Origin of the sequence: Novosphingobium naphthalenivorans NBRC 102051 (assembly GCF_001590985.1) — a bacterium.
GTDB classification, from domain to species: Bacteria; Pseudomonadota; Alphaproteobacteria; order Sphingomonadales; family Sphingomonadaceae; genus Novosphingobium; species Novosphingobium naphthalenivorans.
Genome location: NZ_BCTX01000007.1, coordinates 76985 through 103904 on the forward strand (window position 1 = coordinate 76985; position 26920 = coordinate 103904).

The window sequence follows — 26920 nt, forward strand, 5'->3', positions numbered from 1 at the left end:
GCTGCCGCAGGCGGCCCCTTTTTGATTTGCGAGTAAAATGCCTTTTTCGAAACTTCCGCCGGTTCTTGCCGAAGCCCTGACCGAGCGCGGCTATGAAGCCCCCACTCCGGTGCAGGCCGCCGTCCTCGAACCGCAGGCCGATGGCCGCGACCTGATCGTTTCCGCGCAGACCGGTTCGGGCAAGACCGTCGCGTTCGGCCTGGCCATGGCCGGAGACCTGCTCGGCGGCGCCGCTGCCATGCCTTTCGCCACTTCGCCGCTGGCGCTGGTGATTGCGCCCACGCGCGAACTGGCGCTGCAGGTCAGCCGCGAGCTGATCTGGCTCTACGGCAAGGCCGGCGCGCGCATCGCCACGTGCGTTGGCGGCATGGACCCGAGCCGCGAGCGGCGCACGCTCTCGCAGGGCGCGCATATCGTCGTCGGCACGCCGGGGCGCCTGCGTGACCATCTCGAACGCGGCGCGCTCGACCTTTCGGACTTGCGGGCCGCCGTGCTCGATGAAGCCGATGAAATGCTCGACATGGGCTTTCGCGAGGATCTGGAAGAAATCCTCGACGCGACTCCCGCCGAGCGCCGCACCCTGCTGTTCTCGGCGACGATGCCGGCGCCCATCGCCGCGCTCGCCCGGCGCTACCAGCGCGACGCCCTGCACATCTCGACGATGACCGAGCAGCGCGGGCACGGCGACATCACGTATCAGGCGATGGCGGTGGCGCCGGCCGATATCGAACATGCCGTGGTGAACCTGCTGCGCTTCCACGAAGCCGATACCGCGATGCTGTTCTGCGCCACGCGTGAGGCCGTGCGCCGCCTTCACGCCAGCCTGGTCGAGCGCGGCTTCACCGCCGTCGCGCTGTCCGGCGAGCATAGCCAGAACGAGCGCAACCATGCGCTTCAGGCCCTGCGCGACCGCCGAGCGCGGGTCTGCGTGGCGACCGACGTTGCCGCGCGCGGCATCGACCTCCCCACGCTCAGCCTCGTCATCCACGTCGAGATTCCGCGCGATGCCGAAACGCTCCAGCACCGTTCGGGCCGTACCGGCCGCGCGGGGCGCAAGGGCACGGCGGTCCTGATCGTGCCTTACCCGCGCCGCAAGCGCGTGGAATCGATGCTGCGCGGCGCGCGCATCCAGGCCGAATGGACCACGCCGCCTTCGGTCGAGGACATTCGGACGGCCGACAGCGAACGCCTCATGGCCGCGCTGCTCGCCCCGGTCGAATGTGTCGAACAGGATCACGAACTGGCCGAGCGTCTTCTGGCCGAACGCACGCCGCAGGAAATCGCCGCTGCGCTGGTCCATGCCCACCGCGCGCGCCTGCCCGAGCCTGAGGATCTGCTTGCCAGCGACGCGGCGCCGGCCCCGCGCGGCCCGCGCCCCGGTTTCGAGGACACGCAGTGGTTCCGCCTCAATGTCGGCCGCCGCCAGAATGCCGACCCGCGTTGGATCCTGCCGCTGCTGTGCCGCCGCGGCCACGTCAGCCGCGGCGAGATCGGCGCGATCCGCATCACCACGCACGAAACCGTGTTCGAAGTGCCCACCGCGCTGGCCGGCCGCTTCCTCGACGCCGTGCGGCGCACCGCCGAGCCCGACGATGAAGTCGAAATCCAGCCCTTCGACGGCAAACCGCGCGACGAGGCCCGCCACCGCCGTAAGGACAAGGGCGGCCCGGCCTATGCCCCCAAACCCTTCCGCAAGCATGGCCCGCGTCCCGAAGGCGGCAAGCCCGGCCCGCATGGCGAAGGCGGCAAGAAGAAATGGGGCGCCAAGAAGCCGCACCGGGGTAAGTGAGACTGTGAATTCAATTCCTCCCCGAGCTGGTCTCGGGGAGGAACTGGTGTTGTTCAGTCTGAAGGCACGACACGTGTCAGAACGATGCCGGGTTCACCAGACTGACTGGCAAGACCGGAATCTCCGCACAAAGAACTCGTCATTCCCGCGCAGGCGGGAATCCAGTTGTCCGCAATGTCGGCGCATTCGGAGCGGCAGCCTTGGCGCTAAATTTCCGTGGCATTGATCACCCGCAATGTGGAACTGCCGGGATGGCGTTAGGCAGCTGATGTCCCGCGTGATGCGGATTGAGGAGTGTGCCAATGTCCTACCGCCATCTTGTCAGCACGCCGCTTGCCGTCCTGCTGGCCATGTCGATGCCGTCCTATGCACAGGCGCAGGGGGCAGGGGGACCCGGCCAGCCACCGCGTCAACAGACAGCGCCGCAATCGTCCAAAGACCGCGCGCAACGCCAGCCTGCTTCGAGCCAGACGCAGCGGGCGCGGACTTCGCCGTCTCGCGAGACGCAGAGCGCGGACCGCAGGAACAGCCCCGACATCAAGGTCTATCGCGGGCAGGACAGCTATCGGCCGGGCAAACAGCCTCCCCTCGTGCAGAGGAATCACGATGCCCAGCGGAACCGCGAGCTCTATCGCCAGGCCTACCGTGCGCAGGAGCGTTATCGCATTCGCCCCTATGTGCGCCCGCGTGGCTGGTATCTCAACGACTGGGTGATCGGCGAGATTCTCCCGTCGCTGTTCTGGACGCGCAATTACTGGCTTGCCGATTACTGGCGCTACAGCTTGCCCATTCCGCCGGCCGGCTGCATCTGGGTGCGATATAATCATGATGCCCTGCTGATCGACCAGCGCACCGGCGAGGTGATTGGGGTCATCTACGACATCTTCTACTAAAAGCGGGCTCCTCCCCGCTTCCGCCGTAAGCGCAGGCGGGGAGGCCGCTTGGTTCGCGCGTTACCGGCGCCCACGGCATCCCCGCTGCCGGGCAACCGCCGCCACGCGCAGCCACAAAAAAGCCCCGCCGAAGCGGGGCTTTTCTCTTACTGATCCAGGAACGAGCGCATCTTCCTCGACCGGCTCGGGTGCTTGAGCTTCCTCAGCGCCTTGGCCTCGATCTGGCGGATACGTTCGCGCGTCACCGAGAACTGCTGGCCGACTTCTTCCAGCGTGTGATCGGTGTTCATGCCGATGCCGAAGCGCATACGCAGCACGCGTTCCTCGCGCGGGGTGAGCGAGGCGAGGACGCGAGTGACGGTTTCCTTGAGGTTCGACTGGATCGCCGCATCCACCGGGATGATCGCGTTCTTGTCCTCGATGAAATCGCCCAGATGCGAATCTTCCTCGTCGCCGATCGGCGTTTCGAGGGAGATCGGCTCCTTGGCGATCTTCATCACCTTGCGCACCTTTTCGAGCGGCATCGACAGGCGCTCGGCCATTTCCTCCGGCGTGGGCTCGCGGCCCTGCTCGTGGAGGAACTGGCGGCTGGTGCGCACCAGCTTGTTGATCGTCTCGATCATGTGGACCGGGATGCGGATCGTGCGGGCCTGGTCGGCGATCGAGCGGGTGATCGCCTGCCTGATCCACCACGTGGCGTAAGTGCTGAACTTGTAGCCGCGGCGGTACTCGAACTTGTCGACCGCCTTCATCAACCCGATATTGCCTTCCTGGATGAGGTCGAGGAACTGCAAGCCGCGGTTGGTGTACTTCTTGGCGATCGAGATCACCAGACGCAGGTTCGCCTCGACCATTTCCTTCTTGGCGATGCGCGCTTCACGTTCGGCCTTCTGCACCATGTTGACGATGCGGCGGAATTCGGGGAGCGCCATGCCGGTGGCAGCGGCGATATCGGCCACTTCGGCGCGGATGCGCTCGACCGAGTCGGCCTCGTTCTCGGAGAAGGCCGCCCACTTCTTGTCCTTCTTGGACATTTCAGCGAGCCAGCTATCGTCCAGCTCGCGGCCGATGTAGGTTTCCAGGAAGTCGGCGCGCTTGACCTTGTGACGCTCGGCCAGACGCAGCATCTGGCCGCCCAGCGTGGTCAGGCGGCGGTTGTAGGCATAGAGGTTGTCGACCAGGTATTCGATCTTGGTCGCGTGGAACTGCACCGATTCCACCTGCGCGGTCAGGTCTTCGCGCAGCTGCTGGTACTGGTCTTCCTTGGCGGCCGGGAAATCGATGCCCAGCGCCAGCGCTTCGAGGCGCTCGCTCTGGAGCTTCTCGAACGTCTGGAACAGATCGGTGATGGCAGCGAACTTTTCGAGAGCCTCGGGCTTCAGTGCCGCTTCCATCTGGGCGAGCGAGAGAGTGTTGTCCTCCTCGTCGTCCTCTTCCTTGCGGCGCGAGGAACCTTCCTCGCCGTCTTCGCCGTCCTCGGAGGTTTCTTCCTCCTCGTCGTCGTCATCCTCCTTGTAGGAGGGACCGGCGGTGGCTTCGCTGATCTCGCCGTCGTCGTCGCTCTCGCCGTCCTCGTTGAGGTTTTCCGGCGCCGGTTCCTTCGAGAGCATGGCGTCGAGATCGAGGATCTCGCGCAGCTGCATCTCGCCGTTGTTGAGCGCTTCGGACCACTGGATGATGGCGTGGAAGGTGAGCGGGCTTTCGCACAGGCCCAGGATCATCATGTCCCGGCCGGCTTCGATGCGCTTGGCGATGGCGATTTCGCCCTCGCGGCTGAGCAGTTCGACCGCGCCCATCTCGCGCAGGTACATGCGCACCGGGTCGTCGGTGCGCTCGACGGTTTCCTTCTTCTTGGTGTCGATGATCATCTTCGGCGCGGATTCGTCCGAATCGACTTCCTCGACGTCGTCCTCGTCGTCCGCCTGCGCGTCTTCGTCGTTCTCGACGATGTTGACGCCCATTTCCGAGATCGCGGCCATGATGTCCTCGATCTGGTCGGTGGACATCTGGTCCTGCGGCAGCGCCTCGTTCAGTTCGTCGACCGTGATCACGCCGCGCCGCTTGGCGCGCGCGATCAGCTTCTTGATCGAGGCCTCGTTGAGGTCGATCAGCGGTGCGTCGTTGCCGTCGATGTTGTCGCCGCCGGTATTGTCGTTTTTGCTCATTCTTCCGCCGTTATCCCCGGTGCCTTCGTGATATAATTATACAATCACGACGCATGTCTGGTCGCCATTTGCCTGAGGCGAGTGTCAAATTCCAGCTTTCTCTCGCGCAGCCGTTGCTGTTCGGCAAAAGTTTCATCGGTAAACTCTCGCTCGTGCCGTTCCGTTGCAGCTTTAAGGGCTGCTTCGAGCACGGGCCGCTCGATCAGAAGCTGGATTGCTTGCGTAAGTTCCTCCGTCGATTTCTGGGGGTCGCTGTCATTCCCGAGGAAGCTGAAGCGAAAGCCGGAATATTCCGAGGATCGAGGAGATTCTACGCCATTTTCCCGTAATATGGTTTCCCACTGCGGGCTTTCAAGCGGTCCCTGGGTCTGAAAGCAATCGATCAGCATTTCGAAGCGTGGATCGAGCCCCGCGGTACGGGCCAGCGCCTCGGCGTGGTGGTTCAGCAGGCCGGGCCAGCGGATCAGTCCGGCCAGCACGGCTGCGGACAGCCCGTCGCGCATGCCGCCCCCTTCGTAACGGGCGGTGAGCCTGCTGATCGATTCGGGCGAGGAGGGGGCAGGGGCCGGGCGGCCGGGTTGCCACTTGCCGCTGCGCGGCCGGGGCTGGAAAGCCGGTTTGCCGCCGCCCCCCTCCCAGCGGCTTTCGCGCTTGGGAAAGGCGAAGGCGGAATAGCGGTCCTGCAATTCGCGGCGGTAGAGACTGGCGATGTCGGGATGCTGGATCGCATCGACATGGTCCATCAGCCGGGCCTTGAGGCCGGCCTTGTCCTCGGGCGTGCTGAGCGGCTGGGCATCGCGCTCGGCTTCCCAGAGCACGTCGATCAGCGGCCGGGCCTCGCCCAGCACGTCCTGCATGGCCTTGGCGCCCCGGGCCTTGATCAGGTCGTCAGGATCGAGCCCTTCGGGCAGGCGGACGATGCGCAGTGAATGGGCCGGGCGCAGCAGGGGCAGGGCGCGGCTGATCGCGCGCATGGCTGCGCGCTGGCCTGCCGCGTCGCCGTCGAAGCACAGGATCGGCATTTCGACATGGCGCCAGAGCATCTCGATCTGGGGCTCGGTGAGCGCGGTGCCGAGCGGGGCGACGCATTCGGCAATCCCGGCGGCGGCCAGTGCGATGACGTCCATGTAGCCTTCGACCACCACCATCCGCCCCGACTGGCGCGCGGCCGGCGCGGCGCGGTGGAGGTTGTAGAGCGTGCGCCCCTTGTCGAAGAGCGGGGTGTCGGGCGAGTTCAGGTATTTCGGGGCATCGGTCTTCTCTTTCGAGAGGATGCGCCCGCCGAAGGCGATCACCCGCCCGCGCGCGTCCTCGATCGGCAGCATCAGGCGGCCCCGGAACCGGTCGTAGGGATCGCGGCCCTCGACTTCGATCCTGAGGCCCGCCTCGATCAGCATCGGCTGCGGGAAGCGGGAGAGGGCCTCCTTCAGCGCTTGCCGTCCTTCGGGCGCATAGCCGAAGCCGAAACGCTGCACGGTATGCGCATCGAACCCGCGTGTGGCGAGATAACGCCGCGCGGCCTCGCCTTCCGGGCCGGACAGGTTGTGGACGAACCATTCCTGCGCGGCGGCCATCACATCATGCAGCGTATCGCGCTTCTCCGCCGCTTTTGCCGCGCGCGGATCGGGGGCGGGCACGTCCATGCCCGCTTCGGCCGCGAGTTCCTTGACCGCGTCCATGAAGGCGAGGCCCTGGTGGTCGGTCATCCAGCGGATGGCGTCGCCGTGGGCTCCGCAGCCGAAGCAGTGGTAGAACCCCTTTTCGTCGTTGACGTGAAAGCTGGGGGTCTTCTCGTTATGGAACGGGCAGCAGGCCTTGTACTCGCGCCCGGCCTTCTGCAGGCGCGTTGAACGGCCGATCAGCGTCGAGAGCGTGATACGGGATCTAAGCTGATCGAGCCATTGGGGTGTCAGCACGATGGGTGCCGCCTTCTGTGTTTCAGCTCAGCGCGGCCTTCACCCAGCCGCTGGCCTTGCCCATGTCGAGCTGGGCGCCGTGGCGTTCCTTGAGCAGGCCCATGACCTTGCCCATGTCCTTCATGCCGGCAGCGCCCGTTTCGGCCTTGATCGCCTCGATCGCGGCCTTGGTGTCCTCTTCCGACATCTGTGCGGGGAGGAATTCCTCGATCACGACGAGTTCGGCCTTTTCCTCTTCGGCTTTCTCGGGGCGGCCGCCTTCCTCGAACAGCTTGATCGATTCGCGGCGCTGCTTGACCATCTTCTGCAGCACGTCGATCACCATGGCATCGTCGTCCGGCGTTTCGGTGGCGGTGCGCAGTTCGATGTCGCGGTCTTTGACCTTGGCGAGGATGAGGCGCACGGCGGCGAGGCGCGGTTTGTCGCCGGCCTTCATGGCGGAAATCTGTGCGGCCTTGATCGAATCGCGAATCATTGTTCTTCTGTTTTCCTGGTGAGTGTGGAACGTGGCTGCGCAAAAGTTAGCAAGCTGCGCGGTAAATTGCACCCTCGCGCCTTGACGCCATGCACAACCGTGTCTAGCGGCTGAGCCTTAGCACTCATCGTCAGAAACGCCTCAAACGGAGCGACCCATAATGGCCGACGCCGCATCTTCGCTTGCGCCCAAGCCGGCCCCCCAGCCGGAAAATGCGACAGGCGTCCTCGTCCTGAGCGACGGGAGCGTGATCTGGGGGCGTGGCTTCGGCGCGGTCGGTGAGGCCGTCGGCGAAGTCTGCTTCAACACCTCCATGACCGGGTATCAGGAGATCATGACCGATCCGTCCTATGCCGGGCAGATCGTGACGTTCACCTTCCCGCACATCGGCAATGTCGGTGTGAATGAGGAAGACCTGGAATCGAAAGTCGAGGGCGCGGTCGGCTGCATCGTGCGCGAGGACGTGACTCCGGCCTCCAACTTCCGCTCGCACGGCGAGTTCGGCGACTGGCTGGCGGGCAAGGGCAAGATCGGCCTGGCCGGTGTCGATACCCGCGCGCTGACCCGCCGCATTCGCCTTTCCGGCGCGCCCAACGCCGTCATCGCGCACGATCCGGCGGGCGCGTTCGACATTCCCGCCCTGCTCAGGAAGGCGCAGGAATGGCCGGGGCTGGAAGGCATGGACCTTGCCAAGATCGTGACTCGCCGCGCGCAGGAGGACTGGGAAGGTTCCACCTGGACGCTGGGCAAGGGCTATGGCCGTTCCCCGCGCGATGCGCGCCCGCACGTCATCGCGATCGACTATGGCGCCAAGGACAACATCTTCCGCAATCTGGTGAAGGCCGGCGCCCGCGTGACCGTGGTGCCTGCCGAGACGCCGCTGGAAAAGATCCTCGAACTGGCGCCCGACGGCGTGTTCCTGTCCAACGGCCCGGGCGACCCGGCGGCGACCGGCGCATATGCCGTGCCGGTGATCCAGGGACTGCTGGAGCGCGATGTTCCGATCTTCGGCATCTGTCTTGGCCACCAGATGCTCGGCCTTGCGGCGGGCGCGAAGACGGCCAAGATGTTCCAGGGCCATCGCGGCGCCAACCACCCGGTCAAGCGGCTGGAAGACGGCGTGGTCGAGATCACCTCGATGAACCACGGCTTTGCGGTCGACAACACCACGCTGCCCGACTCGGTCGAGCAGACCCATGTGTCGCTGTTCGACGGTTCCAACTGCGGCATCGCCATCAAGGGCAAGCGCGCGTTCGGCGTGCAGTACCACCCCGAGGCGAGCCCGGGGCCGCAGGACAGCTTCTACCTGTTCGAGAAGTTCGTCGGGATGCTGGCCTGAGGTGAGGGCTTTCGCCGCCTTGCTTCTGGTCCCGTGCGGCCTGCTGGCAGCTTGCGACAGCAAGCCGCCGCCAAGGCCGGCGTTGCTGAGCGAGGCGAAAGTCGCGACCGTGGCGGCGAAATGCGGGATTTCCGCCAAGACGATCACGATCGAGGAAGACAAGGTGAAGTTTGACCCTCCTTCCGGGATGCCGCAGGCGAAGCAGGCTTGCGTGTTGGGCGAGTTGCGGGCGCGATTGCCGCAGGTCAGCATCGACTATGCCGTGAAGATCAAGGGACAGAGCGAGAGAGAGACCAAGCCATGAGTGATCTTACCCTGCCTATGATCGCCTGCTACGTTGCCGGTCCCGCCACCGACCTCGATCTTGCCAGAACCGAAGCCGAAGCCCCCGCATTCCGGGGCAAGGCGTTCGGTGAACTGGCAGGGTGATCCGGAGGAGGCTTCGCATGTCCCGCTTTATGCCGCGTTACGCGCTACTCGTGCCTGGAATGGTCCTCATGGCCGCTGCTGCCGAACCCGGCGTGTCCGGGTGGACGGTGGTGCAGACGGAGGACTCGCCGGCCGTCATGTCGCGCAGCATGGACGGCATGACAGTCACTTACGCATACGATCCCGAGGACTACAATTCGCTCAAGGTGGCGGTCGAGCCCTGTTCCGGCAATTCGTGGTACATCAAGGAAAGTATCGAGCCGGAGGGGGAAAACCTTGCCGCGCGCAGCGCCAGCCTGAAGGCGGCGATTGCGCAGGATATGCATAACGCCCGCCTGAACTGCAAACTTCCCGATGGGGTCGAGGACCGCATCATGACCGGCTTCGACGAAGCCTATGCCCAATTCGAGAAACTGGACCAGTAATGCCCAAACGCACAGACATTTCCTCGATCCTCGTCATCGGCGCCGGCCCGATCATCATCGGTCAGGCCTGCGAGTTCGACTATTCGGGCACCCAGGCGATCAAGGCACTCAAGGAAGAGGGCTACCGGGTCGTTCTGGTGAACTCGAACCCGGCCACGATCATGACCGATCCGGACATGGCCGATGCCACCTATGTCGAGCCGATCACGCCCGAAGTGGTGGCCAAGATCATCGAGAAGGAGCGCCCCGACGCGGTGCTCCCGACGATGGGCGGGCAGACTGCGCTGAACTGCGCGCTGGCGCTCTACGAGAACGGCACGCTCGACAAGTACGGCGTCACCATGATCGGCGCCAATGCCGATGCCATCGACAAGGCCGAGAACCGCACCCGGTTCCGCGAGGCGATGGACAAGATCGGCCTCGAATCCGCGCGTTCCGGCACGGCGCATACGCTGGATGAGGCCTTTGCGGTGCTGGAGACGACGGGCCTGCCCTCGATCATCCGCCCCAGCTTCACGCTGGGCGGCACCGGCGGCGGCGTGGCCTACAACAAGGCCGAGTTCGAGACGATCGTGCGCTCGGGCCTGGATGCCTCGCCGACCACCGAAGTCCTGATCGAGGAGTCGCTGCTCGGCTGGAAGGAATACGAGATGGAGGTCGTGCGCGACAAGCACGACAACTGCATCATCATCTGCTCGATCGAGAATGTCGATCCGATGGGCGTCCACACCGGCGACTCGATCACGGTCGCTCCGGCCCTGACGCTGACCGACAAGGAATACCAGATCATGCGCACGGCCTCGATCGAGGTTCTGCGTGAAATCGGTGTGGAAACAGGTGGTTCGAACGTACAGTTCGCAGTCAATCCGAAGGATGGCCGCCTGATCGTCATCGAGATGAACCCGCGCGTCTCGCGCTCTTCAGCGCTGGCCTCGAAGGCCACCGGCTTCCCGATCGCGCGCGTCGCCGCCAAGCTGGCGGTGGGCTATACGCTCGACGAGATCATGAACGAGATCACCGGCGCCACGCCGGCCGCGTTCGAGCCGACGATCGACTACGTCGTCACCAAGATCCCGCGCTTCGCCTTCGAAAAGTTCAAAGGCGCCGAGCCGCTGCTGACCACCGCGATGAAGTCGGTCGGCGAAGTCATGGCGATTGGCCGCAACATCAAGGAATCGATGCAGAAGGCGCTGCGCGGTCTGGAGACCGGGCTCGACGGCTTCAACCGTGTTCCCGAACTGGAAGGCGCCGGGCGCGACACGATCACGGCGGCGCTGTCGAAGGCGACGCCGGAGCGTCTGCTCAATGTCGGGCAGGCGTTCCGCGAAGGCTTCACGGTCGACGAGATCCACGCCATCACCCACTACGACAAGTGGTTCCTGCGCCATATCGAAGAGATCATCGCCGAAGAGGCGAAGATCATGAAGGACGGGCTGCCGATCGACGCGGCTGGCCTGCGCCGTCTCAAGGGCATGGGCTTTTCCGACAAGCGTCTGGCGACGCTCGCGGTGCGCTCGATCCATGTCGCGGGCGGTCTGGGCGAAACCCAGGCGAAGCGCTCGGGCCTGCTGCACGACACGCTGCGCGCCATGGCCGGCGCCACCAGCGAGGACGAAGTGCGGGCGCTGCGCAAGAAGCTGGGCGTCCACCCGGTGTTCAAGCGCATCGATTCCTGCGCGGCCGAGTTCGAGGCGGTCACGCCCTACATGTACTCGACGTACGAGGTGCCCAGTTTCGGTGAGCCGGAGGACGAGGCTATGCCGTCCGACCGCAGGAAGATCGTGATCCTCGGCGGCGGTCCGAACCGCATCGGCCAGGGCATCGAGTTCGACTACTGCTGCGTTCATGCCTGCTTCGCGCTGGCCGAGGCCGGTTTCGAGACGATCATGGTCAACTGCAATCCCGAGACCGTCTCGACCGACTACGACACTTCCGACCGCCTCTATTTCGAGCCGCTGACCGGGGAAGACGTGCTGGAAATCCTGCGCGTCGAGCAGCAGAACGGCGAACTGGTCGGTGTTCTCGTCCAGTTCGGCGGCCAGACGCCGCTCAAGCTGGCGCAGGCGCTGGAGGATGAAGGTATCCCGATCCTCGGCACGTCGCCCGATGCGATCGACCTGGCCGAAGACCGCGAGCGCTTTGCCGCGCTCGTCGAAAAGCTCGGCCTCAAGCAGCCCGCCAACGGCATTGCCCGCAGCCGCGACGAGGCCGTCGCGGTCGCCAGCCGCATTGGCTATCCGGTGCTGATGCGCCCCAGCTACGTGCTCGGCGGCCGGGCGATGGAGATCGTGGACAGCGAGCAGCAGCTCGACGACTACATCGCCACCGCCGTGCAGGTCTCGGGTTCGAGCCCGGTGCTGATCGACCAGTATCTTCGCGATGCGATCGAATGCGACGTCGATGCCCTGTGCGATGGCGAGCAGGTCGTTGTCGCCGGCGTCATGCAGCACATTGAGGAAGCGGGCATCCACTCGGGCGACAGCGCCTGCACGCTGCCGCCCTACAGCCTGCCTGCCGGCATCATTGAGGAAATGGAGCGTCAGGCCGAAGCACTGGCGCTGGCGCTGGGCGTGCGCGGGCTGATGAACGTGCAGTTCGCCGTGAAGGACGGCCAGGTCTACCTCATCGAGGTGAACCCGCGTGCCTCGCGCACCGTGCCGTTCGTGGCCAAGGCCATCGGTCAGCCGGTCGCCAAGATCGCCTCGCGCGTGATGGCGGGCGAGAAGCTGTCCGAGTTCCCGCCGTTCAAGCGCGATCTCGACTACATGGCGGTGAAGGAAGCAGTGTTCCCCTGGGCGCGCTTCCCCGGCGTCGATCCGGTGCTTACACCGGAAATGAAGTCTACCGGCGAAGTCATGGGAATCGATGACGATTTTGCCACGGCCTTCCTCAAGGCACAGCTTGGTGCGGGCATGAAACTGCCGGAAGGCGGCACGGTCTTCGTCTCGGTCAAGAGCAGCGACAAACCGGTCATCCTGCCGGCGGTGAAGGAACTGGTCGCCAATGGCTTCCGGATCATCGCCACCAGTGGAACGCAGAAGTATCTGGCCGATGCCGGCTTGCCGGTGGAGCCGGTCAACAAGGTGGCCGAAGGCCGTCCGCACATTGTCGACAAGATCGTCGATGGCGAGATCGCGCTGATCTTCAACACCACCGAAGGCTGGCAGAGCCTCAAGGACTCGCAGTCGATCCGCAGTTCCGCGCTGACGGGCAAGGTGCCGTACTTCACGACGGCGGCCGCCAGCGTCGCGGCGGCGCAGGCGATCTCTGCCTTGCGCGGCAGCCAGCTTGAAGTGCGCTCGTTGCAGGATTATTATAACTGAAATCGATCTTGCTCCCCCACATCGCTGCAGGTCGGCCGGTCCCATGAGGGGCGGGACAGTCGAGGTGTCGCAGCGCTCCGGGGGGCAACAGGAGGAAGATAGAAGAATGGCCAGTATCGAAAAGCTGCCGATGCTTGCAGAAGGCTATGAAAGGCTGACTGCGGAACTCAAGGCGCTGCGCGAGGAACGGCCCCGCATCGTCGATGCCATCGAGGAAGCGCGTGCCCACGGCGACCTTTCGGAAAATGCCGAGTATCACGCGGCGAAGGAGCGTCAGGGGCAGGTCGAAGCCACGATCGGCGATCTTGAGGACAAGGTCAGCCGCGCGCAGATCATCGATCCCACGACGCTTTCGAGCGACAAGGTGATCTTCGGCGCGACCGTGACGCTGCTCGACGATGACGACAAGCCGGTGCGCTACCAGATCGTCGGCCCTTACGAGGCGGATGCCAAGGTCGGCCGCATCAGCTACAACTCACCGCTCGGCAAGGCGCTGATCGGGCGCAAGGTCGACGACGAGATCGAAGTGACCGTGCCGTCGGGCGACAAGTTCTACCTGGTGCAGAGCATCGAGTTCATTTGACCGGACCTGGGCCTCGCGGGGCCCGGACGGCAAAAGAAAAGGGCCGGCAGCGATGCCGGCCCTTTTCTTGTTGTTCGCAGCGCGTGAACCGGCGGCTCAGCCTTCGGGCAGTTCGGGTTCGAGCAGGCGGTGCAGGTGCACGATCACGTACTTCATTTCCGCATCGTCAACCGTACGCTGGGCTGCCGACTTCCACGCGTCCTGCGCGGCGGCGAAGTCGGGATAGACGCCGACAAGGTCCATAGTGCTGAGATCGACGAATTCAAGGCTGCGCGGGTCCTTGACCCGGCCGCCCATGACGAGGTGAAGCTTTTGCATGGGAGAGGCCGCTTTCATGATTGGGAGGAGAGCGCCCCTATAGGTTTTGCCAAGGCAATGGGCAAGAGCGGATCACGCCTGCGTCAGGCTTTTTATAATAATGCGAACTATTATCAATAATGGATAATGTCAAGGCGTGATGCGCTTCTTCAGGTCGCTCGCTGCAGCCATGGCCTGATGCGAGCGCTCGCTGGCGCTGTGGCCGATCCGGGCAGCCTTCTCCGCAGCCTTTTCCGCGGCGGTTTCGCCCAGTTCGCCAGCCCGCCTGGCCGTCGCCCGCCCGAGGGCACTGGCTGCGGCGAGGGCGGCAAGGCCGTATTTCTCCAGCTTGTCCGCCGCCTCATGCCCGGCTTTCCCGGCCTTGCTGCCGAGCAGCGAGACTTGCCCGCGCGCGCCGGAGCCGAGGCTGTGCGCCTTTTCGCCCGCTTCGCGCCCGAACATCACAGATGCGGCACCGGCCGCTTCTGCGAGGCTCAGGGCCTTGCCGAGGGTCTTGCGCCCGGTCTTGCGGGGCAGCAGCGCGCTCACCGCCGCACCGGCGGCAAGAGCGCCTGCGACGGTAAGCACGGGGTGGCGCTTGACGAAGGACACCACCTTCTCGTGCGGCCGCGGCGTCTCGACAGGGGGCTGCAGGGGCACGACGTTGTTCGCCGCCGGCGGCGGGGTGACGGGCTTTGTCGGATCAGTCTTGGTCACGGCCCAGTTCCTTTACTTTTTCCAGCACCGGTTCGAGCGCTTGCCCGGCCCAGGTGATGATCGTGGTCCTGAATATCCAAAGCAGCAAAGCGGTAATGGTTCCGCCGATCACGCCGGGGTGGCTTTCGGCCACGGCCACCGCCTCGTCGAACATGCCCTTGGCCTGATCCATGGTCTCGTCGGCGATGCGTCCGGCAATGCCGCGCTCCTCCATGTCGGCCTTGAGCGCGCCGTAGTGCGAGTCGAATGCGGCACGGGCGGCATCGCGTGCCGCGCGGTCGGCGAGAACCTGGTCTGCAAGCTTGCTCATCAGGCGTTTTTCTCGTCTGCGATAATAGCCATCATCCGCTTCAGTTTCGACCGGGCACCCAGGGCGCACAGGCCAGCCAGCAGCAGCAGCCCCAGCGTGACCGCCGCCATGGCGCCCCACAGGCCCAGCAAGGGCCCCAGGGCGATCACGGTTCCGGTCACGAGGGCCATGACGGCAAAGAACACCAGCACCGCTGCCACCACGAGCAGTCCGGCAATGCCTCTGGTTTCCGAACCGGCATAGGCGGCGCGGGATTTCTGGAAGGCGAATTCGGCCTGCGCCAGCACCTTTGCCTCGTCGGCAAGCTGGCGCAGGTCCTCGGCGAACGAGAGCCCCCCGGCCGCCGCGGCATCCGCGCCGGCGAGGGGAGCAAGGTCTTCACTGGATGGCTGCATTGTTTCGGTCGTGGCCCCCGCGCGGCCTTACTTGCTCTTCTTGAACAGGCGGCCGAACAGGAAGCCGGCGGCCACGGCCATGCCCACGGCAAGGCCCGGGCTCTTGCGGACGAATTCCTTGGCGTCCTCGCCCAGTTCGTCGAGCGACTTCTCGTCCAGCTTGGCGGCCGCGTCCTGCATCGACTTGGAAGCGCTGCGGGCATAGTCGCCGTACTTGGGGCCGACCTTGTCGTCGATCAGGGCGGCGTTCTCGTCGATCATCTTGGACAGGCCGACGATCGCCTGGCTGGTGCGGGCCTTGCCTTCATTGGCGTATTCCGCCGCCTTGACCTTGGCGTCGGCAGCAAAGGCGCTGGCCTTGTCCTTGGCCTCGTCTGACTTGGTCTTAGCCTCACCGGTCCACTCGCCGGTGGTCTGCGAAATCTTGTCCCGGCACTCGCCGGCCAGGGCCTGAGCGCCGGCCTTGGCTTCTTCCATGGCCTTGGTGAAGTGATTCTTGGCGTTCTGGGTGCTGTCTTCGGCGGGGGCGGTGGGATCGGCCATGGCGGTTTCCTTCCTTCTTGGGCCCGTGGTGCGGGCTGACTACCCTATAGATGGTGCGCGCGCAGAGTAACACAACTTGCGCGATAGTGCTCCAACGCAACTTGTCAGGCGCAGTTCCCCCGCTTAGAGCGCCCGAAACGGCGCAAACGGGCGCCGGCAGGAGGAGACCCGTACCAATGACCGCGATCATCGACATCCACGGCCGCGAAATTCTCGACAGCCGCGGCAATCCCACTGTCGAAGTGGACGTGTTGCTTGAGGATGGCAGCTTCGGCCGGGCGGCGGTTCCTTCGGGCGCTTCGACCGGTGCGCATGAAGCCGTCGAGCTGCGCGATGGCGACAAGGGCCGCTATCTCGGCAAGGGCGTGCTGCAGGCCGTCGATGCCGTCAACACCGAGATCGCCGAGGCGCTCGTCGGCATGGATGCCGAAGACCAGCGCGACCTCGACCTGTCGATGATCGAACTCGACGGCACCGAGAACAAGAGCCGCCTGGGCGCCAACGCCATCCTCGGTGTCAGCCTTGCCGCTGCCAAGGCCGCGGCCAACGCGCGCGGTCTGCCGCTCTATTCCTATATCGGCGGCGTGTCCGCGCATGTCCTGCCGGTGCCGATGATGAACATCATCAACGGCGGCGAACATGCCGACAACCCGATCGATTTCCAGGAATTCATGATCATGCCGGTGGGCGCCGGCTCGATCGCCGAAGCGGTGCGCTGGGGCTCGGAAGTGTTCCACACGCTCAAGAAGGGCCTGGCGGAAAAGGGGCTGTCGACCTCGGTGGGCGACGAGGGCGGTTTCGCCCCGAACCTTGCCAGCACCCGCGATGCGCTCGACTTCGTGATGGCCTCGATCGAGAAGGCGGGCTTTAAGCCGGGCACCGACATCCAGCTCGCGCTCGACTGCGCCTCGACCGAGTTCTTCAAGAACGGCAAGTACGAGATCACTGGCGAGGGCCTCTCGCTCGATCCGGTCGCCTTCGCCGACTATCTCGCCGACCTGTGCGCCGCCTATCCGATCGTTTCGGTCGAGGATGGCATGAGCGAGGACGATTTCGAGGGCTGGAAGGCGCTGACCGACAAGATCGGCGACAAGGTGCAGCTCGTGGGTGACGACCTCTTCGTGACCAACCCCAAGCGCCTGACCATGGGCATCGAGCAGGGCCTGGCCAACTCGCTGCTGGTGAAGGTCAACCAGATCGGCTCGCTGACAGAGACGCTCGAAGCGGTCTCGATCGCCAACCGTGCGGGCTACACCGCCGTCATGTCGCACCGATCGGGCGAGACCGAGGATTCGACGATCGCCGACCTCGCCGTCGCTACCAACTGCGGCCAGATCAAGACCGGCTCGCTGGCCCGTTCGGACCGGCTTGCCAAGTACAACCAGCTCATCCGCATCGAGGAAGAACTGGGCAAGGCGTCGCGTTATGCCGGTGCCGGGGCTTTCGGCCGCCTGAGCCTCTGATCGGAACTTGTCAGGGCCAGGGCCGGTTCCCGTTTGCGGGACCCGGCCCTGGCCCTTGTCCTTTCGGCTCCGTTTTCGCTCTGGGGCCATGAGGCCGGTGATGCGATGCGCGGCGGATGGCCGCGGCGTTTCGGCCATGAAATCCTGCACTTTTCGCGGTATGCACGGCGCGGGCCGGGATCTTTCCCGGAGTCGCGGTGCGTCTGCGGTGTGATGATTTTGCGGTTTTGTCCGGGATGGGCGGAAAGGCCGGGGTTAGCCTCGACGCGTCGTCTCACTTCGCCTCGGCCATGCACGCTGCGTGCGTGGTCGAAGGGCACCGGGAGGAAGGGAGTATTCCATGTTTTCCGCCATCGTGATCGACAAGACCGGCGAAGGCCAGAGTGTGACGGTGCAGCAGCTCGACGAGCGCGCGCTGCCTGAAGGCGATGTGACCATCGCGGTCGCGTTCTCGACTCTCAACTTCAAGGATGGTCTTGCCATCACCGGCAGTTCGCCGGTCGTGCGCAAGTTCCCGATGGTACCGGGCATCGACCTTGCCGGTACTGTCATCGAGAGCAGCCATGCCGACTGGAAAGCGGGCGACAGGGTGGTGCTCAACGGCTGGGGAGTGGGCGAGGTCCACTGGGGCGGGCTTGCCCAGAAGGCCCGGCTCAAAGGGGAGTGGCTGGTGCCACTGCCGGACGCTTTCACTCCGGCGCAGGCCATGGCGATCGGCACGGCGGGTTACACAGCGGCCCTGTGCGTCGATGCGCTGGTCGATGCAGGCGTGACGCCGGAGCAGGGCGAAGTGCTCGTGACCGGTGCCACCGGCGGCGTCGGTTCGGTGGCCATCGCGCTTCTGAGCAAGCTGGGCTTCGCGGTTGCCGCGCTTACCGGCAAGCCGGACGAGGCCGGCTATCTCGAGGCGCTGGGGGCCGCGACCGTCATCGACCGTGCCGAGATGTCCGAAAGGGGCAAGCCGCTGCAGAAGGAGCGCTGGGGCGGCGTGGTGGACACGGCGGGCAGTTTCACGCTTGCCAATGCCTGTGCCCAGACCCGGTACGGCGGCGCCGTCGCGGCCTGTGGTCTGGCGCAGGGCATGGACTTTCCAGCCACGGTGATGCCGTTCATCCTGCGCGGCATTTCGCTGCTCGGCATCGACAGCGTCATGGCGCCCAAGGCCCGGCGCCTGAAGGCCTGGGATCGTCTCGCCCGGGATCTCGACCCGGCCGTGCTCGACACGATCGCCCAGACCATCGGCCTGAGCGATGCCATCGATGCCGCCGGGAAGTTCATGTCGGGCGAAGTGAAGGGCCGCTACGTCGTCGATGTGAACGCCTGACTTCCGGCTGTTCGGGCAGCTCGGTATTTGTCCGGCCGAGATTTGTCTGGCCAATACTAAGCAGGCCTACTAGTTCTGGGCGGATGGAACGGAGGGTGGGCACGGTCCTGGCACAAGTCGCGCGGCTGATGCGGCGCGCGTTTGACGGGCGTGCGCGCGAAATCGGCGTGACGCGCCCGCAATGGCTCGTGCTCAGCGTGCTGCAGCGGTACGAGGGCATCAAGCAGGGCGGCCTGGCGGATATCCTCGAAGTCGAGCCGATCACCGCCGGGCGGATGATCGACCGTATGCAGGAGGCCGGCCTTGTCGAGCGCCGCGCCGATCCGGCGGACCGCAGGGCCTGGAGGCTCTACCTGACCGGCCGCGGGCGCGAGATTACCGAGCGCTTGCAACCGCTGGCTTCAGAAACGTCCAGCGAGGCGCTCAGGGGCGTGTCGGAGGACGAAACGGCGGAACTGCTCCGCATACTCGACAAGATGCTGGAAAACCTGACCGGGCGAGCGGCCGATACCGGTTCGCAGAACGACTGAGCCGGTATCGCTTCCGAGCGCAGGCAGTCGGCTTGGGATTTCCCAGACTGATGCTGCACTGCGGCGCATGATGAAATGGCGGGAAAGCTGGCGAATTCTTCGTGTTGACGAAACTGCCTTTGCAGTTGCAACAATTGCAATTGACTTTGGTGGGCTGACCCCTAACCTAGGTTAGGAAGTTGAAACAACACTTGAAACGTATTTCGGAGTTTGCACGATGAACAAGTTTGCCGCTCTCGCCACTGTCGCGGCCCTCGCGTTCGCCCCGACCGCGGTTTTCGCTGAAACCACCCAGGCCGTTCACGAAGTCACCGAAGAAGCTGCCGCTCCGGTTCAGCTCAACGCTGGCACGATGCTCTACGCGTCGAACGGCTACCGCATTGCCCCGATCTATCGCGTCAACACCGACGGTAATCCGCAGGTCATTCTGAACGGCCGTCTCATCACCGTTCCGGTTTCGACCGTGAGCGAAGTTGACGGCAAGATCACGACTTCGCTGTCGAAGAAGGAAGTCGCGACTGCGAAGTAAGCTTTCACGAGCTCTCAAGACGGAAAGGGCGGTCCTTCGGGGCCGCCCTTTCTGTTTTCGCGATGGGCAGGTGAAAGCGGGCGGGAAGATCGAGGCAAGCCAGAAGCGATCCGGTTCGGATTGAACAGGATCGCCCTGGAAATCGTTCTAGAGCCGCTCCGGTTCAGATTGAACCAGACCGGCTCTGGGAAATTCTTTGTTTGCCGTGATTTCCGAGCTGGCAGGTGATTCCACCTGCCTCGAAATCACTCTAGCCGCGGCTCACGTTGTCGTAGATGCGGTCCATGAAGTTGAGCAGCTGCCCGACTTCTTCATCCGAAAATCCGTGGAACATGCGCTGTTCGCTTTCGGAGGCGATCGCGGCCAGCTTGGTCAGCAGCGGTTCCGCCTTGGTGGTCGGATAGACGGCGCGCGCGCGCCGGTCGTCGCGGCGGTCGCGCCGTTCCAGCAGGCCGTCGGCGCAAAGGCGATCGATCAGGCGGCCTGCCGAAGCCTCGGACATTTCCAGATATTCGGCGATCGTGCGCTGGGTCGAGCCCGGATAGCGGGCAACGATCGCGATCATCGCCCACTGCGAAAGGGTGACATTCAGCGTGGCAACCTTGCGGTCGAAGCTGTTGCGCTGAAGACGTGAGATAACCGTCATGCGCAGGCTGACCTGCCGCTTGGGATTCTCGTCGCCAATGCGGAACGGATCCTTGCGCAGATCAGTCGTCTTGTTGTCGGCGTCGCTCGCCACGCGTTACTCCTCGCTGTCCGGCATGGGGAACTGCAATCGCCGGGCTGTGCCCTGTCGCGGCGGCGACTGCTTTCGTAGGTTAGTATATCGTGCAGAGGATCGCTTGCGTCAATCGATCGTCTTCACCATGCGCGGCCTGACCCTTGCTGAGCCGTGGACAAACCCGCGCTCTATTCCGGGGGAGGGCTCGCCTGGTCTCCGCCCAGCACGCGGTAGAGCGTTATCCGGTTGGTGGCGGCCTGCAGGCGTACGGCCACTTCCGCCTTGCGGGCGGTGTAGAGGCTGCGCTGGGCATCGAGGTTGTCCAGCGAACTGGCAATGCCCTGCTTGTAAGTCGCCTCGGTCAGCCGCGCGGTATCCTGCGCGGCGGCCGTATAGGCGCTTGCCGCCCGCAGCCGCTCGGCCAGCGTTCCCTGATCGGCCAGCGCGTCGGCGACTTCGCTGAAAGCGGTCTGGATCGCCTTTTCGTAAGTGGCCAGCGCGGCATCGCGCCGCGCCTTGGTCACTTTCACATTGGCCGCCTTGCCGCCCGCGTTGAAGATCGACCAGCTTGCCGTGCCGCTCGCCGTAGCGGCAAAGGAGCCGTGATCGAACAGGGACGAGAGGGCATCGCTGGCAAAGCCGAGCAGGCCGGTCAGCGAGATGCTGGGGAACAGCTCGGCACGGGCCACGCCGATATCGGCATTGGCGGCGCGCAGATCGTATTCGGCCGAGATCACGTCCGGACGGCGCAGAAGGACCTGCGAACTGGTGCCCGCGGGCAGCACGGCCAGCTCCTTGTTGACGTCGTCGATGCTGCCGGGAAGCAGGGAGCGGTCGAAGTCGGCGCCGACCAGCAGGCGGATCGCGTTGATGTCCTGCGCCAGCGCGGTCGTCTGCGAGGCGACATCGCCCTTGGCCGTTTCCAGCACCTGCTGCACCTGGCTCAGGTCCGTGCGCGGCGCGATGCCGCCCTTGAGGCGGGCGGTGGTCAGGCGGAGGCTGTCTTCGGCATTGGCGACGGTCGACTGCGCGATCGTGAGCAGGTCCTTGTCAGCCGCATAGGCTGCCCAGGCCTGTGCCAGATCGGCCACCAGCCCAAGCCGCACGGTGCGGGCCGAGGCTTCGGTCGAGAGCGCCGTATTGCGCTGGGCCTCGGTCGCGTTCTGGAGCTTGCCGAACAGGTCCAGCTCGAAGCTCGACATGCCGCCTTGCGCCGAATAGGACCAGCCGTCGCCTGTGGTGATGCCACCGGTTTCCTTGCGTGCGGCTGTCCCGTCCACGCTCAGCGCTGGAAACTGGTTGGCGCGCGTGACTGTCAGCTGGGCGCGGGCGGCAGCGACATTGGCGGCCGCGACGCGCAGGTCCCGGTTGGCGATGAGGGCCTGTTCGATCAGCGCCTGCAGCCGGGGATCGCGGAAGATCTCCTTGTAGGAGACCAGCGGCAGGTCCGCTTCGCTTTGTGCCAGATAGGCGTCTCCGGCTGGCCAGGAGGCCGGAACCGGCGGCGCCGGGGCCAGATACTTCGGAGCGAGCGAGCAGGCGCCCAGCGCCATGGCGGGCAGCAGGGAAAGGGCCAGTCTCGCGGAAGTCACGCGCTTCATGCTTCATCTCCGGAAAGGTCGTGCGAGCGCAGCCATTTCCTTCCCGCGGCGAGCCCGTCGCGCACGCCGCGGCGCACGAGCACGAAGAACAGCGGGATGTAGAAGATCGCCAGGACCGTGGCGGTGAGCATACCGCCGACCACGGCCGTGCCGATCGCGATACGGCTGTTGGCCCCGGCGCCGGTCGCCGTGGCGAGCGGCAGCACGCCGAAGATGAAGGCGAAGCTGGTCATTAGGATCGGGCGCAGGCGGATGCGGGCCGCCAGCAGGGCGGCGTCGATCACCCTCATACCCTGCTTTTCGGCCTGTTCGGCGAATTCGATCATGAGGATCGCATTCTTGGCAGCAAGGCCCATGGTCGTGAGCAGGCCGATCTGCAGGTACACGTCGTTCTGCAGGCCGCGCAGCGTCGTAAAGGCGATCGCGCCCAGCAGGCCGAGCGGAATGACCAGAACCACGGCCACCGGGATCGACCAGCTTTCATAGAGCGCGGCAAGGCACAGGAACACGACGAGCAGCGAGAGCGCGTAGAGCACCGGTGCCTGCCCCGAGGACAGCCGTTCCTGATAGGACGAGCCCGACCAGGCGACGCTGGTGCCCGGGATATCGGAGGCCAGCTTTTCCATCACGTTCATCGCCGTGCCCGAGCTGACGCCCGGCGCGGGTGTGCCCGAGAATTCGTAAGCCTGAAGGCCGTTGAAGCGCGAGGTCGAACTCGGCGCGGTCGACCAGTCGACCGTCGAGAAGGCGGAGAACGGCGCCATCTGGCCGTCAGACCCGCGCACATACCATTGCGAGAGATCCTCCGGACGCGAGCGGAACTGCGCATCGCCCTGGACATAGACTTTCTTGACGCGGCCCTTGTCGATGAAGTCGTTGACGTAAGTGCCGCCCCATGCCGTCGCCAGCGTCGCGTTCACATTGCTGGGGGAAAGACCGTAGGCGGTCAGGGCCCGCGTGTTGGTGCTGATCTTGAGCGTCGAAACGTCGGGCAGGTCGCTCAGCCTGACGCTGGCAAGCTCGCTGTTCTGCATGGCTTCGCCGAGCAGCTTGTCACGGGCTTCCTCGAACTTCTCGCGGCTCATGCCGGTGCGGTTCTGCAGCTCCATCGTAAAGCCCGAGGACTGCCCGAGGCCGCGGATCGCGCCGGGGACCAGAGTGAAGACTTGCGCATCGCGAAGCCCCCGGAAAGCGGCGCTGGCGCGCTGAACGATGGCCTCGGCGCTGTTTTCCTCACCCTTGCGCTCATCCCAGTTGTTGAGCTTGACGAAGCCCTGGCCGGTGTTCTGTCCCGAAGCGCCGAAGCCTCCGCCAGCCACTGTGAAAATGCCCCAGACGTTGTTCTTCTCGTGGGTGAGGAAGTACTTCTCCACCTCGCGCTGGACTTCCTGGGTCTTTTCACGGGGCGTACCGGCGGGCATGCGCCACTGGACCATGATATTGCCCTGGTCCTCGTTGGGCAGGAAGCCGGTCGGCAACCGCTGGAACAGCATCATCGTGGCAATGCAGACCAGCACGAATATCCCCAGCCAGCGCCACTTGTGTTCAACCACCTGCCCGGTCCGGTGGACATAGGCATGGGTCATGCGTTCGATGGCGTGGTTGAAACCGGTGTGGAACTTCTCCCAGCCGCGCGCCAGCGCCGGGAACCGGTGCTCGATCTGTGTGGGAACGGTATGGCCGTCGGGCTGCCTGGGCTTGAGGAGAGTGGCGGTAAGGGCCGGGCTGAGGATCAGCGCGACCAGCACCGAGAGCACCATGGCCGAAACGATGGTCAGCGAGAACTGGCGGTAGATCACGCCGGTCGAGCCGCCGAAGAAGGCCATGGGCAGGAACACGGCCGACAGCACCAGGGCAATGGCGATCAGCGCGACCTGAATTTCCTCCATCGACTTGATGGTGGCCTCGCGCGCGGACATGCCCGGATTTTCTTCCATCAGGCGCTCGACGTTCTCGACCACGACGATGGCGTCGTCGACCAGCAGGCCGATCGCCAGCACCAGCCCGAACAGGGTCATCGTGTTGATCGAGAAGCCGACGAGATAGAACAGCGCGAAGGTTCCCAGCAGTACGACCGGGACGGCGATCGCCGGGATCAGTGTTGCCCGCCAGCTCTGCAGGAACACGAACATCACGATCACGACGAGGACAATGGCCTCGAAGAGCGACTTTTCGACTTCGGAGACCGAGAGCTTGATGAACTCCGTGGAATCGTTTCCGTAGGTGAATTTCAGCCCGTCCGGCATGGTGGCGGAGAGCTGCTGCATCTTGGCCTTTACGGCCTCCGCAGTCGCCAGTGCATCGGCGCCGGGCGAAAGCGAGATGGAAATGCCCGCACCGGGATGACCGTTGAAGCGGCTGGCCGAGCTGTAGTTTTCCGCTCCGATTTCGACACGCGCGACGTCACCGATCGTCACGGCCGAGCCATCGGTCTGGTTCTTCAGCACGATATTGCGGAACTGGTCGACCGTCTGCATGCGCGATCCGGCCGTAACGATGGCGTCGATGGCCTGTCCTGCGGGGGCGGGCAGGCCACCGAGTTCGCCGGCAGCGACTTCGGTGTTCTGCGCCTTGATGGCCGTGATCACGTCGCTGGGCATCAGCGCGACAGCGGCCAGCTTGTTCGGATCGAGCCAGATGCGCATGGCGTGCGGCGCACCGAAGACGTTGACTTCGCCGACACCTTCGACGCGGGAAAGCGGGTCCTGGATATTGGAAGAGAGGTAGTCCGACACGTCCTGGTTCGAGCGGGTGTCGGTCTCATCATAGACCACGACCAGCAGCAGCTGGTCCGGGTTCGACTTGGTGACCCGCACGCCCTGGTCCTGCACCGACTGGGGCAGGCGCGACAGGGCGGTCTGGACCTTGTTCTGGACCTGGACCTGCGCAATGTCGGGATCGGTGCCCTTGGCGAAGACGGCACTGATCGTGGCCTGTCCACGGTTGGACGACTGCGAGCTGAAATAGAGCAGGCCGTCGATGCCGGTCAGCTGCTGCTCGATGATCTGGGTGACGCTGTTCTCGATCGTCTCGGCGGAAGCGCCGGGATAGGTGGCGCGGATGTTGACCTGCGTCGGCGCGATGTCCGGATACTGTTCGTTCGGCAGGTAGTTCAGCGCGCCGATGCCGGCCAGCATCACGACAATCGCGAGAACCCATGCGAAAATGGGCCGGTCGATGAATATGCGTGACATGCCGGGCTCAGCTGCCCTTGCTCGCAGAGGCGCCGGCGGCGGCCTTCGGCGGCCCCACCGGTTGCGGGCTGGAAGCTTCGACAGGCTTGATCGCAGCCCCCTGCTTGAGGCCGTTCAGCCCCTGCACGATGACCTTTTCGCCCTGCTTGAGGCCGGCGGTGATGACAGAGTTCGTACCATAAGTGCGAACCGCCGTTACCGTGTGGCGGGCCGCCTTGTTACCGTCTCCCACCACCATCACGTAGGCGCTGCCGTCGAAATCGCGCTGGACGGCGGTCTGGGGGACCAGAATGGCGTTGGGATCGGTGGCCTGATCGAACGTGGCCGTGACGAACATTCCCGGCAGCAGCATCCCGTCCGGATTGGGGAAGCGCGCGCGCAGCGTCACGGTGCCTGTGCTTTCATCGACAGTCACTTCGGAAAACTGGACGGTTCCCGGCAGGGCATAGGACGTGCCGCCGTCCAGCATCAGGTGGACCTGCGTGCTGCCGGGCTTGACGCCGCCTGCGGCCAGCTTGTGTCGCAGGGCGACCATCTCCGTGGCGGACTGCTGCATGTCGACATAGATCGGATCGGTGCGCTGGATCAGGGCCAGAGGATCGGACTGGCTGGCACTGGCCAGCGCGCCGACCGTGAACAGCGAACGGCCGATGCGGCCGCTGATCGGGGCCGGGACCGTCGTGAAGCGCAAGTTGACTTTGGCCGTGTCGAGAGCGGCGGCCATCTGCGCCACTGACGCTTTGGCGACGCGGGCGCTGGCCAGAGCGTCCGTGTAGTCCTGCTTGGCCACTGCCTCCATGTCGGCAAGCGGCTTGTAGCGATCGGCTTTGGCAACCGCGGCGTCAGCAGAGGCCCTGGCGCTGGCGAGATTGGCCTGCGCCTGATTGACTGCGGCCTGATACAGGCTCGGATCGATCTGGAACAGCGGCTGTCCGGCGCGCACATAGCCGCCTTCGGTGAAGTACCGCTTGCGGATGACGCCTGTCACCTGCGGGCGCACTTCGGAGGTTTCGAAAGCCACCGTGCGGCCGCTGAGCGAGACGCCGATCGGAACGTCGGACACATGCGCGACGATATACCCGACCTGCGCAGGGGGACGCTCTTGCCCGCCTTTGGAATCACCCGAGCACGAGGCGAGCGTAGCGGCTGCCAGGACGCCGAAAGCGAGGCGGCAGGAGAAGGCGATCGAACGCGCGGGCGCGGGGGGCATGGAGAAAGGAACCAATTTCTAAGCTTTCTGACGATTGCGGGGAGCTATTGAGGCATTCCGCGCCTGCTGCAAGCACCCTTACACAGTTGCGACACTTTACGACGAACTATGACGTTGTCCTGTCACGTACCGGGTCAAGTCATCCGATCTGTCCGTTCGCGATCCGGATCGTCGTAGTGCGAGGCTGGGTCTGCGATCCCAGCGTGACGGGGCCGTGGAAGGATTACGGCGATGCCTTCTGCCATTGCTGCAAGAGAAATAGGGTTTTGCCTGACCTGTCGTCCTCTCGATCGCAGTACAAGTCCGTAAACTGATAGTCCCTGACCTCGATGGGGATTTAAAATCGACTGTACGCTCATGACTTGTACGACTACTCTCCCGGCTGAAAACAGGAAGCAGGCAAAGGCCTGAAATGGAGAGGGGAGTATCATGGCGGTTTCGGACCATGTGGATTTCAATGGCTTTATGGAAGGCGTGAAGCGCCGCAATCCCTATCAGCCGGAATTCGTGCAAGCCGTGCAGGAAGTCGCGGAGGACATTTTCGACTTCATTGGCGACAAGGAGGAGTACCACGAACAGCAGATCCTGCGCCGCATCGCCGAGCCAGACCGGGTCGTCAGCTTCCGCGTCTGCTGGGAGGATGACAATGGCAGCATTCGCGTCCAGCGCGGCTGGCGCGTGCAGAACAACAATGCGATCGGGCCCTACAAGGGCGGCATCCGCTTCCATCCGTCAGTGACGGAAAGCGT

General features: G+C 64.7%; 25 protein-coding genes. 13 read left to right on the forward strand and 12 right to left on the reverse strand.

Features of this window, described 5'->3' with window-relative positions; all coding sequences use genetic code 11:
* Nucleotides 1-37 precede the first annotated feature (37 nt).
* Together NN5_RS04065 and NN5_RS04070 are read left to right on the forward strand one after the other, a co-directional pair.
* Nucleotides 38-1789, forward strand: a complete 1752-nt coding sequence (locus NN5_RS04065) for a DEAD/DEAH box helicase (protein WP_067732743.1) — start codon at nucleotides 38-40, stop codon at nucleotides 1787-1789.
* 302 nt (nucleotides 1790-2091) lie between these two features.
* Entirely contained in the window at nucleotides 2092-2682 is a 591-nt protein-coding gene (locus NN5_RS04070) for an RcnB family protein (RefSeq protein WP_067732744.1), read from the forward strand.
* Nucleotides 2683-2828: 146 nt separating this feature from the next.
* Here the strand turns inward: NN5_RS04070 and rpoD are convergent, their stop codons facing one another.
* The 3 genes from rpoD to NN5_RS04085 are packed head-to-tail and all read right to left on the reverse strand — an operon-like array spanning nucleotide 2829 to nucleotide 7238.
* Entirely contained in the window at nucleotides 2829-4847 is a 2019-nt protein-coding gene (rpoD, locus tag NN5_RS04075) for an RNA polymerase sigma factor RpoD (protein ID WP_067732745.1), read from the reverse strand.
* 44 nt (nucleotides 4848-4891) lie between these two features.
* Nucleotides 4892-6763, reverse strand: coding sequence for a DNA primase (gene dnaG, locus NN5_RS04080; RefSeq protein WP_067732746.1), 1872 nt, complete (start codon nucleotides 6761-6763; stop codon nucleotides 4892-4894).
* Between the two features lie 22 nt (nucleotides 6764-6785).
* Nucleotides 6786-7238 carry a GatB/YqeY domain-containing protein gene (locus NN5_RS04085; RefSeq protein ID WP_067732747.1) on the reverse strand — a complete coding sequence of 151 codons (453 nt, stop codon included), beginning with the start codon at nucleotides 7236-7238 and terminating at the stop codon, nucleotides 6786-6788.
* Nucleotides 7239-7398: 160 nt separating this feature from the next.
* On the opposite strand from NN5_RS04085, the gene carA reads away from it, so the two are divergent.
* The 6 genes from carA to greA all read left to right on the forward strand — a co-directional run bounded on the left by carA (nucleotide 7399) and on the right by greA (nucleotide 13337).
* Nucleotides 7399-8577: a glutamine-hydrolyzing carbamoyl-phosphate synthase small subunit gene (carA, locus tag NN5_RS04090; protein ID WP_067732748.1), complete on the forward strand. Its 1179-nt coding sequence runs from the start codon at nucleotides 7399-7401 to the stop codon at nucleotides 8575-8577.
* A gap of 1 nt (nucleotide 8578) precedes the next feature.
* Entirely contained in the window at nucleotides 8579-8881 is a 303-nt protein-coding gene (locus tag NN5_RS04095) for a hypothetical protein (protein WP_067732749.1), read from the forward strand.
* A complete protein-coding gene (locus NN5_RS27150; protein ID WP_281190394.1) occupies nucleotides 8878-9006 on the forward strand; it encodes a hypothetical protein in 129 nt (42 codons plus the stop codon). Before NN5_RS04095 ends, NN5_RS27150 begins: the two co-directional genes overlap by 4 nt.
* A 17-nt stretch (nucleotides 9007-9023) precedes the next feature.
* Nucleotides 9024-9431, forward strand: a complete 408-nt coding sequence (locus tag NN5_RS04100) for a hypothetical protein (RefSeq protein ID WP_157081001.1) — start codon at nucleotides 9024-9026, stop codon at nucleotides 9429-9431.
* Nucleotides 9431-12754, forward strand: a complete 3324-nt coding sequence (carB, locus tag NN5_RS04105) for a carbamoyl-phosphate synthase large subunit (protein WP_067732751.1) — start codon at nucleotides 9431-9433, stop codon at nucleotides 12752-12754. The genes NN5_RS04100 and carB overlap by 1 nt, the downstream gene beginning before the upstream one ends.
* Before the next feature lie 106 nt (nucleotides 12755-12860).
* A complete protein-coding gene (gene greA, locus NN5_RS04110) occupies nucleotides 12861-13337 on the forward strand; it encodes a transcription elongation factor GreA (protein WP_067732752.1) in 477 nt (158 codons plus the stop codon).
* Nucleotides 13338-13433: 96 nt separating this feature from the next.
* Here the strand turns inward: greA and NN5_RS04115 are convergent, their stop codons facing one another.
* The 5 genes from NN5_RS04115 to NN5_RS04135 form a co-directional block, all read right to left on the reverse strand.
* The gene (locus tag NN5_RS04115) at nucleotides 13434-13655 is read right to left on the reverse strand and encodes a DUF4170 domain-containing protein (protein WP_067732753.1); all 222 of its coding nucleotides are present in this window, start codon (nucleotides 13653-13655) and stop codon (nucleotides 13434-13436) included.
* A gap of 129 nt (nucleotides 13656-13784) precedes the next feature.
* Complete coding sequence (locus NN5_RS04120; RefSeq protein ID WP_067732754.1) at nucleotides 13785-14351, reverse strand: hypothetical protein; 567 nt, start codon at nucleotides 14349-14351, stop codon at nucleotides 13785-13787.
* Nucleotides 14338-14661, reverse strand: a complete 324-nt coding sequence (locus tag NN5_RS04125) for a hypothetical protein (protein ID WP_067732755.1) — start codon at nucleotides 14659-14661, stop codon at nucleotides 14338-14340. The genes NN5_RS04120 and NN5_RS04125 overlap by 14 nt, the downstream gene beginning before the upstream one ends.
* Nucleotides 14661-15056, reverse strand: coding sequence for a phage holin family protein (locus NN5_RS04130; RefSeq protein ID WP_067732756.1), 396 nt, complete (start codon nucleotides 15054-15056; stop codon nucleotides 14661-14663). Before NN5_RS04130 ends, NN5_RS04125 begins: the two co-directional genes overlap by 1 nt.
* A gap of 27 nt (nucleotides 15057-15083) precedes the next feature.
* On the reverse strand, nucleotides 15084-15599 hold the full coding sequence (locus NN5_RS04135; protein WP_067732757.1) for a hypothetical protein: 516 nt from the start codon (nucleotides 15597-15599) through the stop codon (nucleotides 15084-15086).
* A gap of 176 nt (nucleotides 15600-15775) precedes the next feature.
* Between NN5_RS04135 and eno the strand changes: the two genes are divergently transcribed.
* The 4 genes from eno (at nucleotide 15776) to NN5_RS04155 (ending at nucleotide 19445) form a co-directional block, all read left to right on the forward strand.
* Complete coding sequence (gene eno, locus NN5_RS04140; protein WP_067732758.1) at nucleotides 15776-17062, forward strand: phosphopyruvate hydratase; 1287 nt, start codon at nucleotides 15776-15778, stop codon at nucleotides 17060-17062.
* 340 nt (nucleotides 17063-17402) lie between these two features.
* Nucleotides 17403-18386, forward strand: a complete 984-nt coding sequence (gene acuI, locus NN5_RS04145; protein WP_067732759.1) for an acrylyl-CoA reductase (NADPH) — start codon at nucleotides 17403-17405, stop codon at nucleotides 18384-18386.
* Nucleotides 18387-18469: 83 nt separating this feature from the next.
* Nucleotides 18470-18916: a MarR family winged helix-turn-helix transcriptional regulator gene (locus NN5_RS04150; protein ID WP_067732760.1), complete on the forward strand. Its 447-nt coding sequence runs from the start codon at nucleotides 18470-18472 to the stop codon at nucleotides 18914-18916.
* A 217-nt stretch (nucleotides 18917-19133) separates the two neighbouring features.
* The gene (locus tag NN5_RS04155; protein WP_067732761.1) at nucleotides 19134-19445 is read left to right on the forward strand and encodes a hypothetical protein; all 312 of its coding nucleotides are present in this window, start codon (nucleotides 19134-19136) and stop codon (nucleotides 19443-19445) included.
* 250 nt (nucleotides 19446-19695) lie between these two features.
* Here NN5_RS04155 and NN5_RS04160 read toward each other — a convergent pair whose 3' ends face one another.
* The 4 genes from NN5_RS04160 to NN5_RS04175 all read right to left on the reverse strand — a co-directional run bounded on the left by NN5_RS04160 (nucleotide 19696) and on the right by NN5_RS04175 (nucleotide 26171).
* Nucleotides 19696-20184 (reverse strand): MarR family winged helix-turn-helix transcriptional regulator, encoded by a 489-nt coding sequence (locus NN5_RS04160; protein WP_084384723.1) that lies wholly within the window; start codon nucleotides 20182-20184, stop codon nucleotides 19696-19698.
* 170 nt (nucleotides 20185-20354) lie between these two features.
* Complete coding sequence (locus NN5_RS04165; RefSeq protein ID WP_067732762.1) at nucleotides 20355-21767, reverse strand: efflux transporter outer membrane subunit; 1413 nt, start codon at nucleotides 21765-21767, stop codon at nucleotides 20355-20357.
* Nucleotides 21764-24961 (reverse strand): efflux RND transporter permease subunit, encoded by a 3198-nt coding sequence (locus NN5_RS04170; RefSeq protein WP_067732763.1) that lies wholly within the window; start codon nucleotides 24959-24961, stop codon nucleotides 21764-21766. The genes NN5_RS04165 and NN5_RS04170 overlap by 4 nt, the downstream gene beginning before the upstream one ends.
* A 7-nt stretch (nucleotides 24962-24968) precedes the next feature.
* Complete coding sequence (locus tag NN5_RS04175; protein WP_067732764.1) at nucleotides 24969-26171, reverse strand: efflux RND transporter periplasmic adaptor subunit; 1203 nt, start codon at nucleotides 26169-26171, stop codon at nucleotides 24969-24971.
* Between the two features lie 429 nt (nucleotides 26172-26600).
* On the opposite strand from NN5_RS04175, the gene NN5_RS04180 reads away from it, so the two are divergent.
* Nucleotides 26601-26920: Glu/Leu/Phe/Val dehydrogenase dimerization domain-containing protein (locus tag NN5_RS04180; protein WP_281190396.1), on the forward strand; the 320-nt coding region annotated here is incomplete at its 3' end.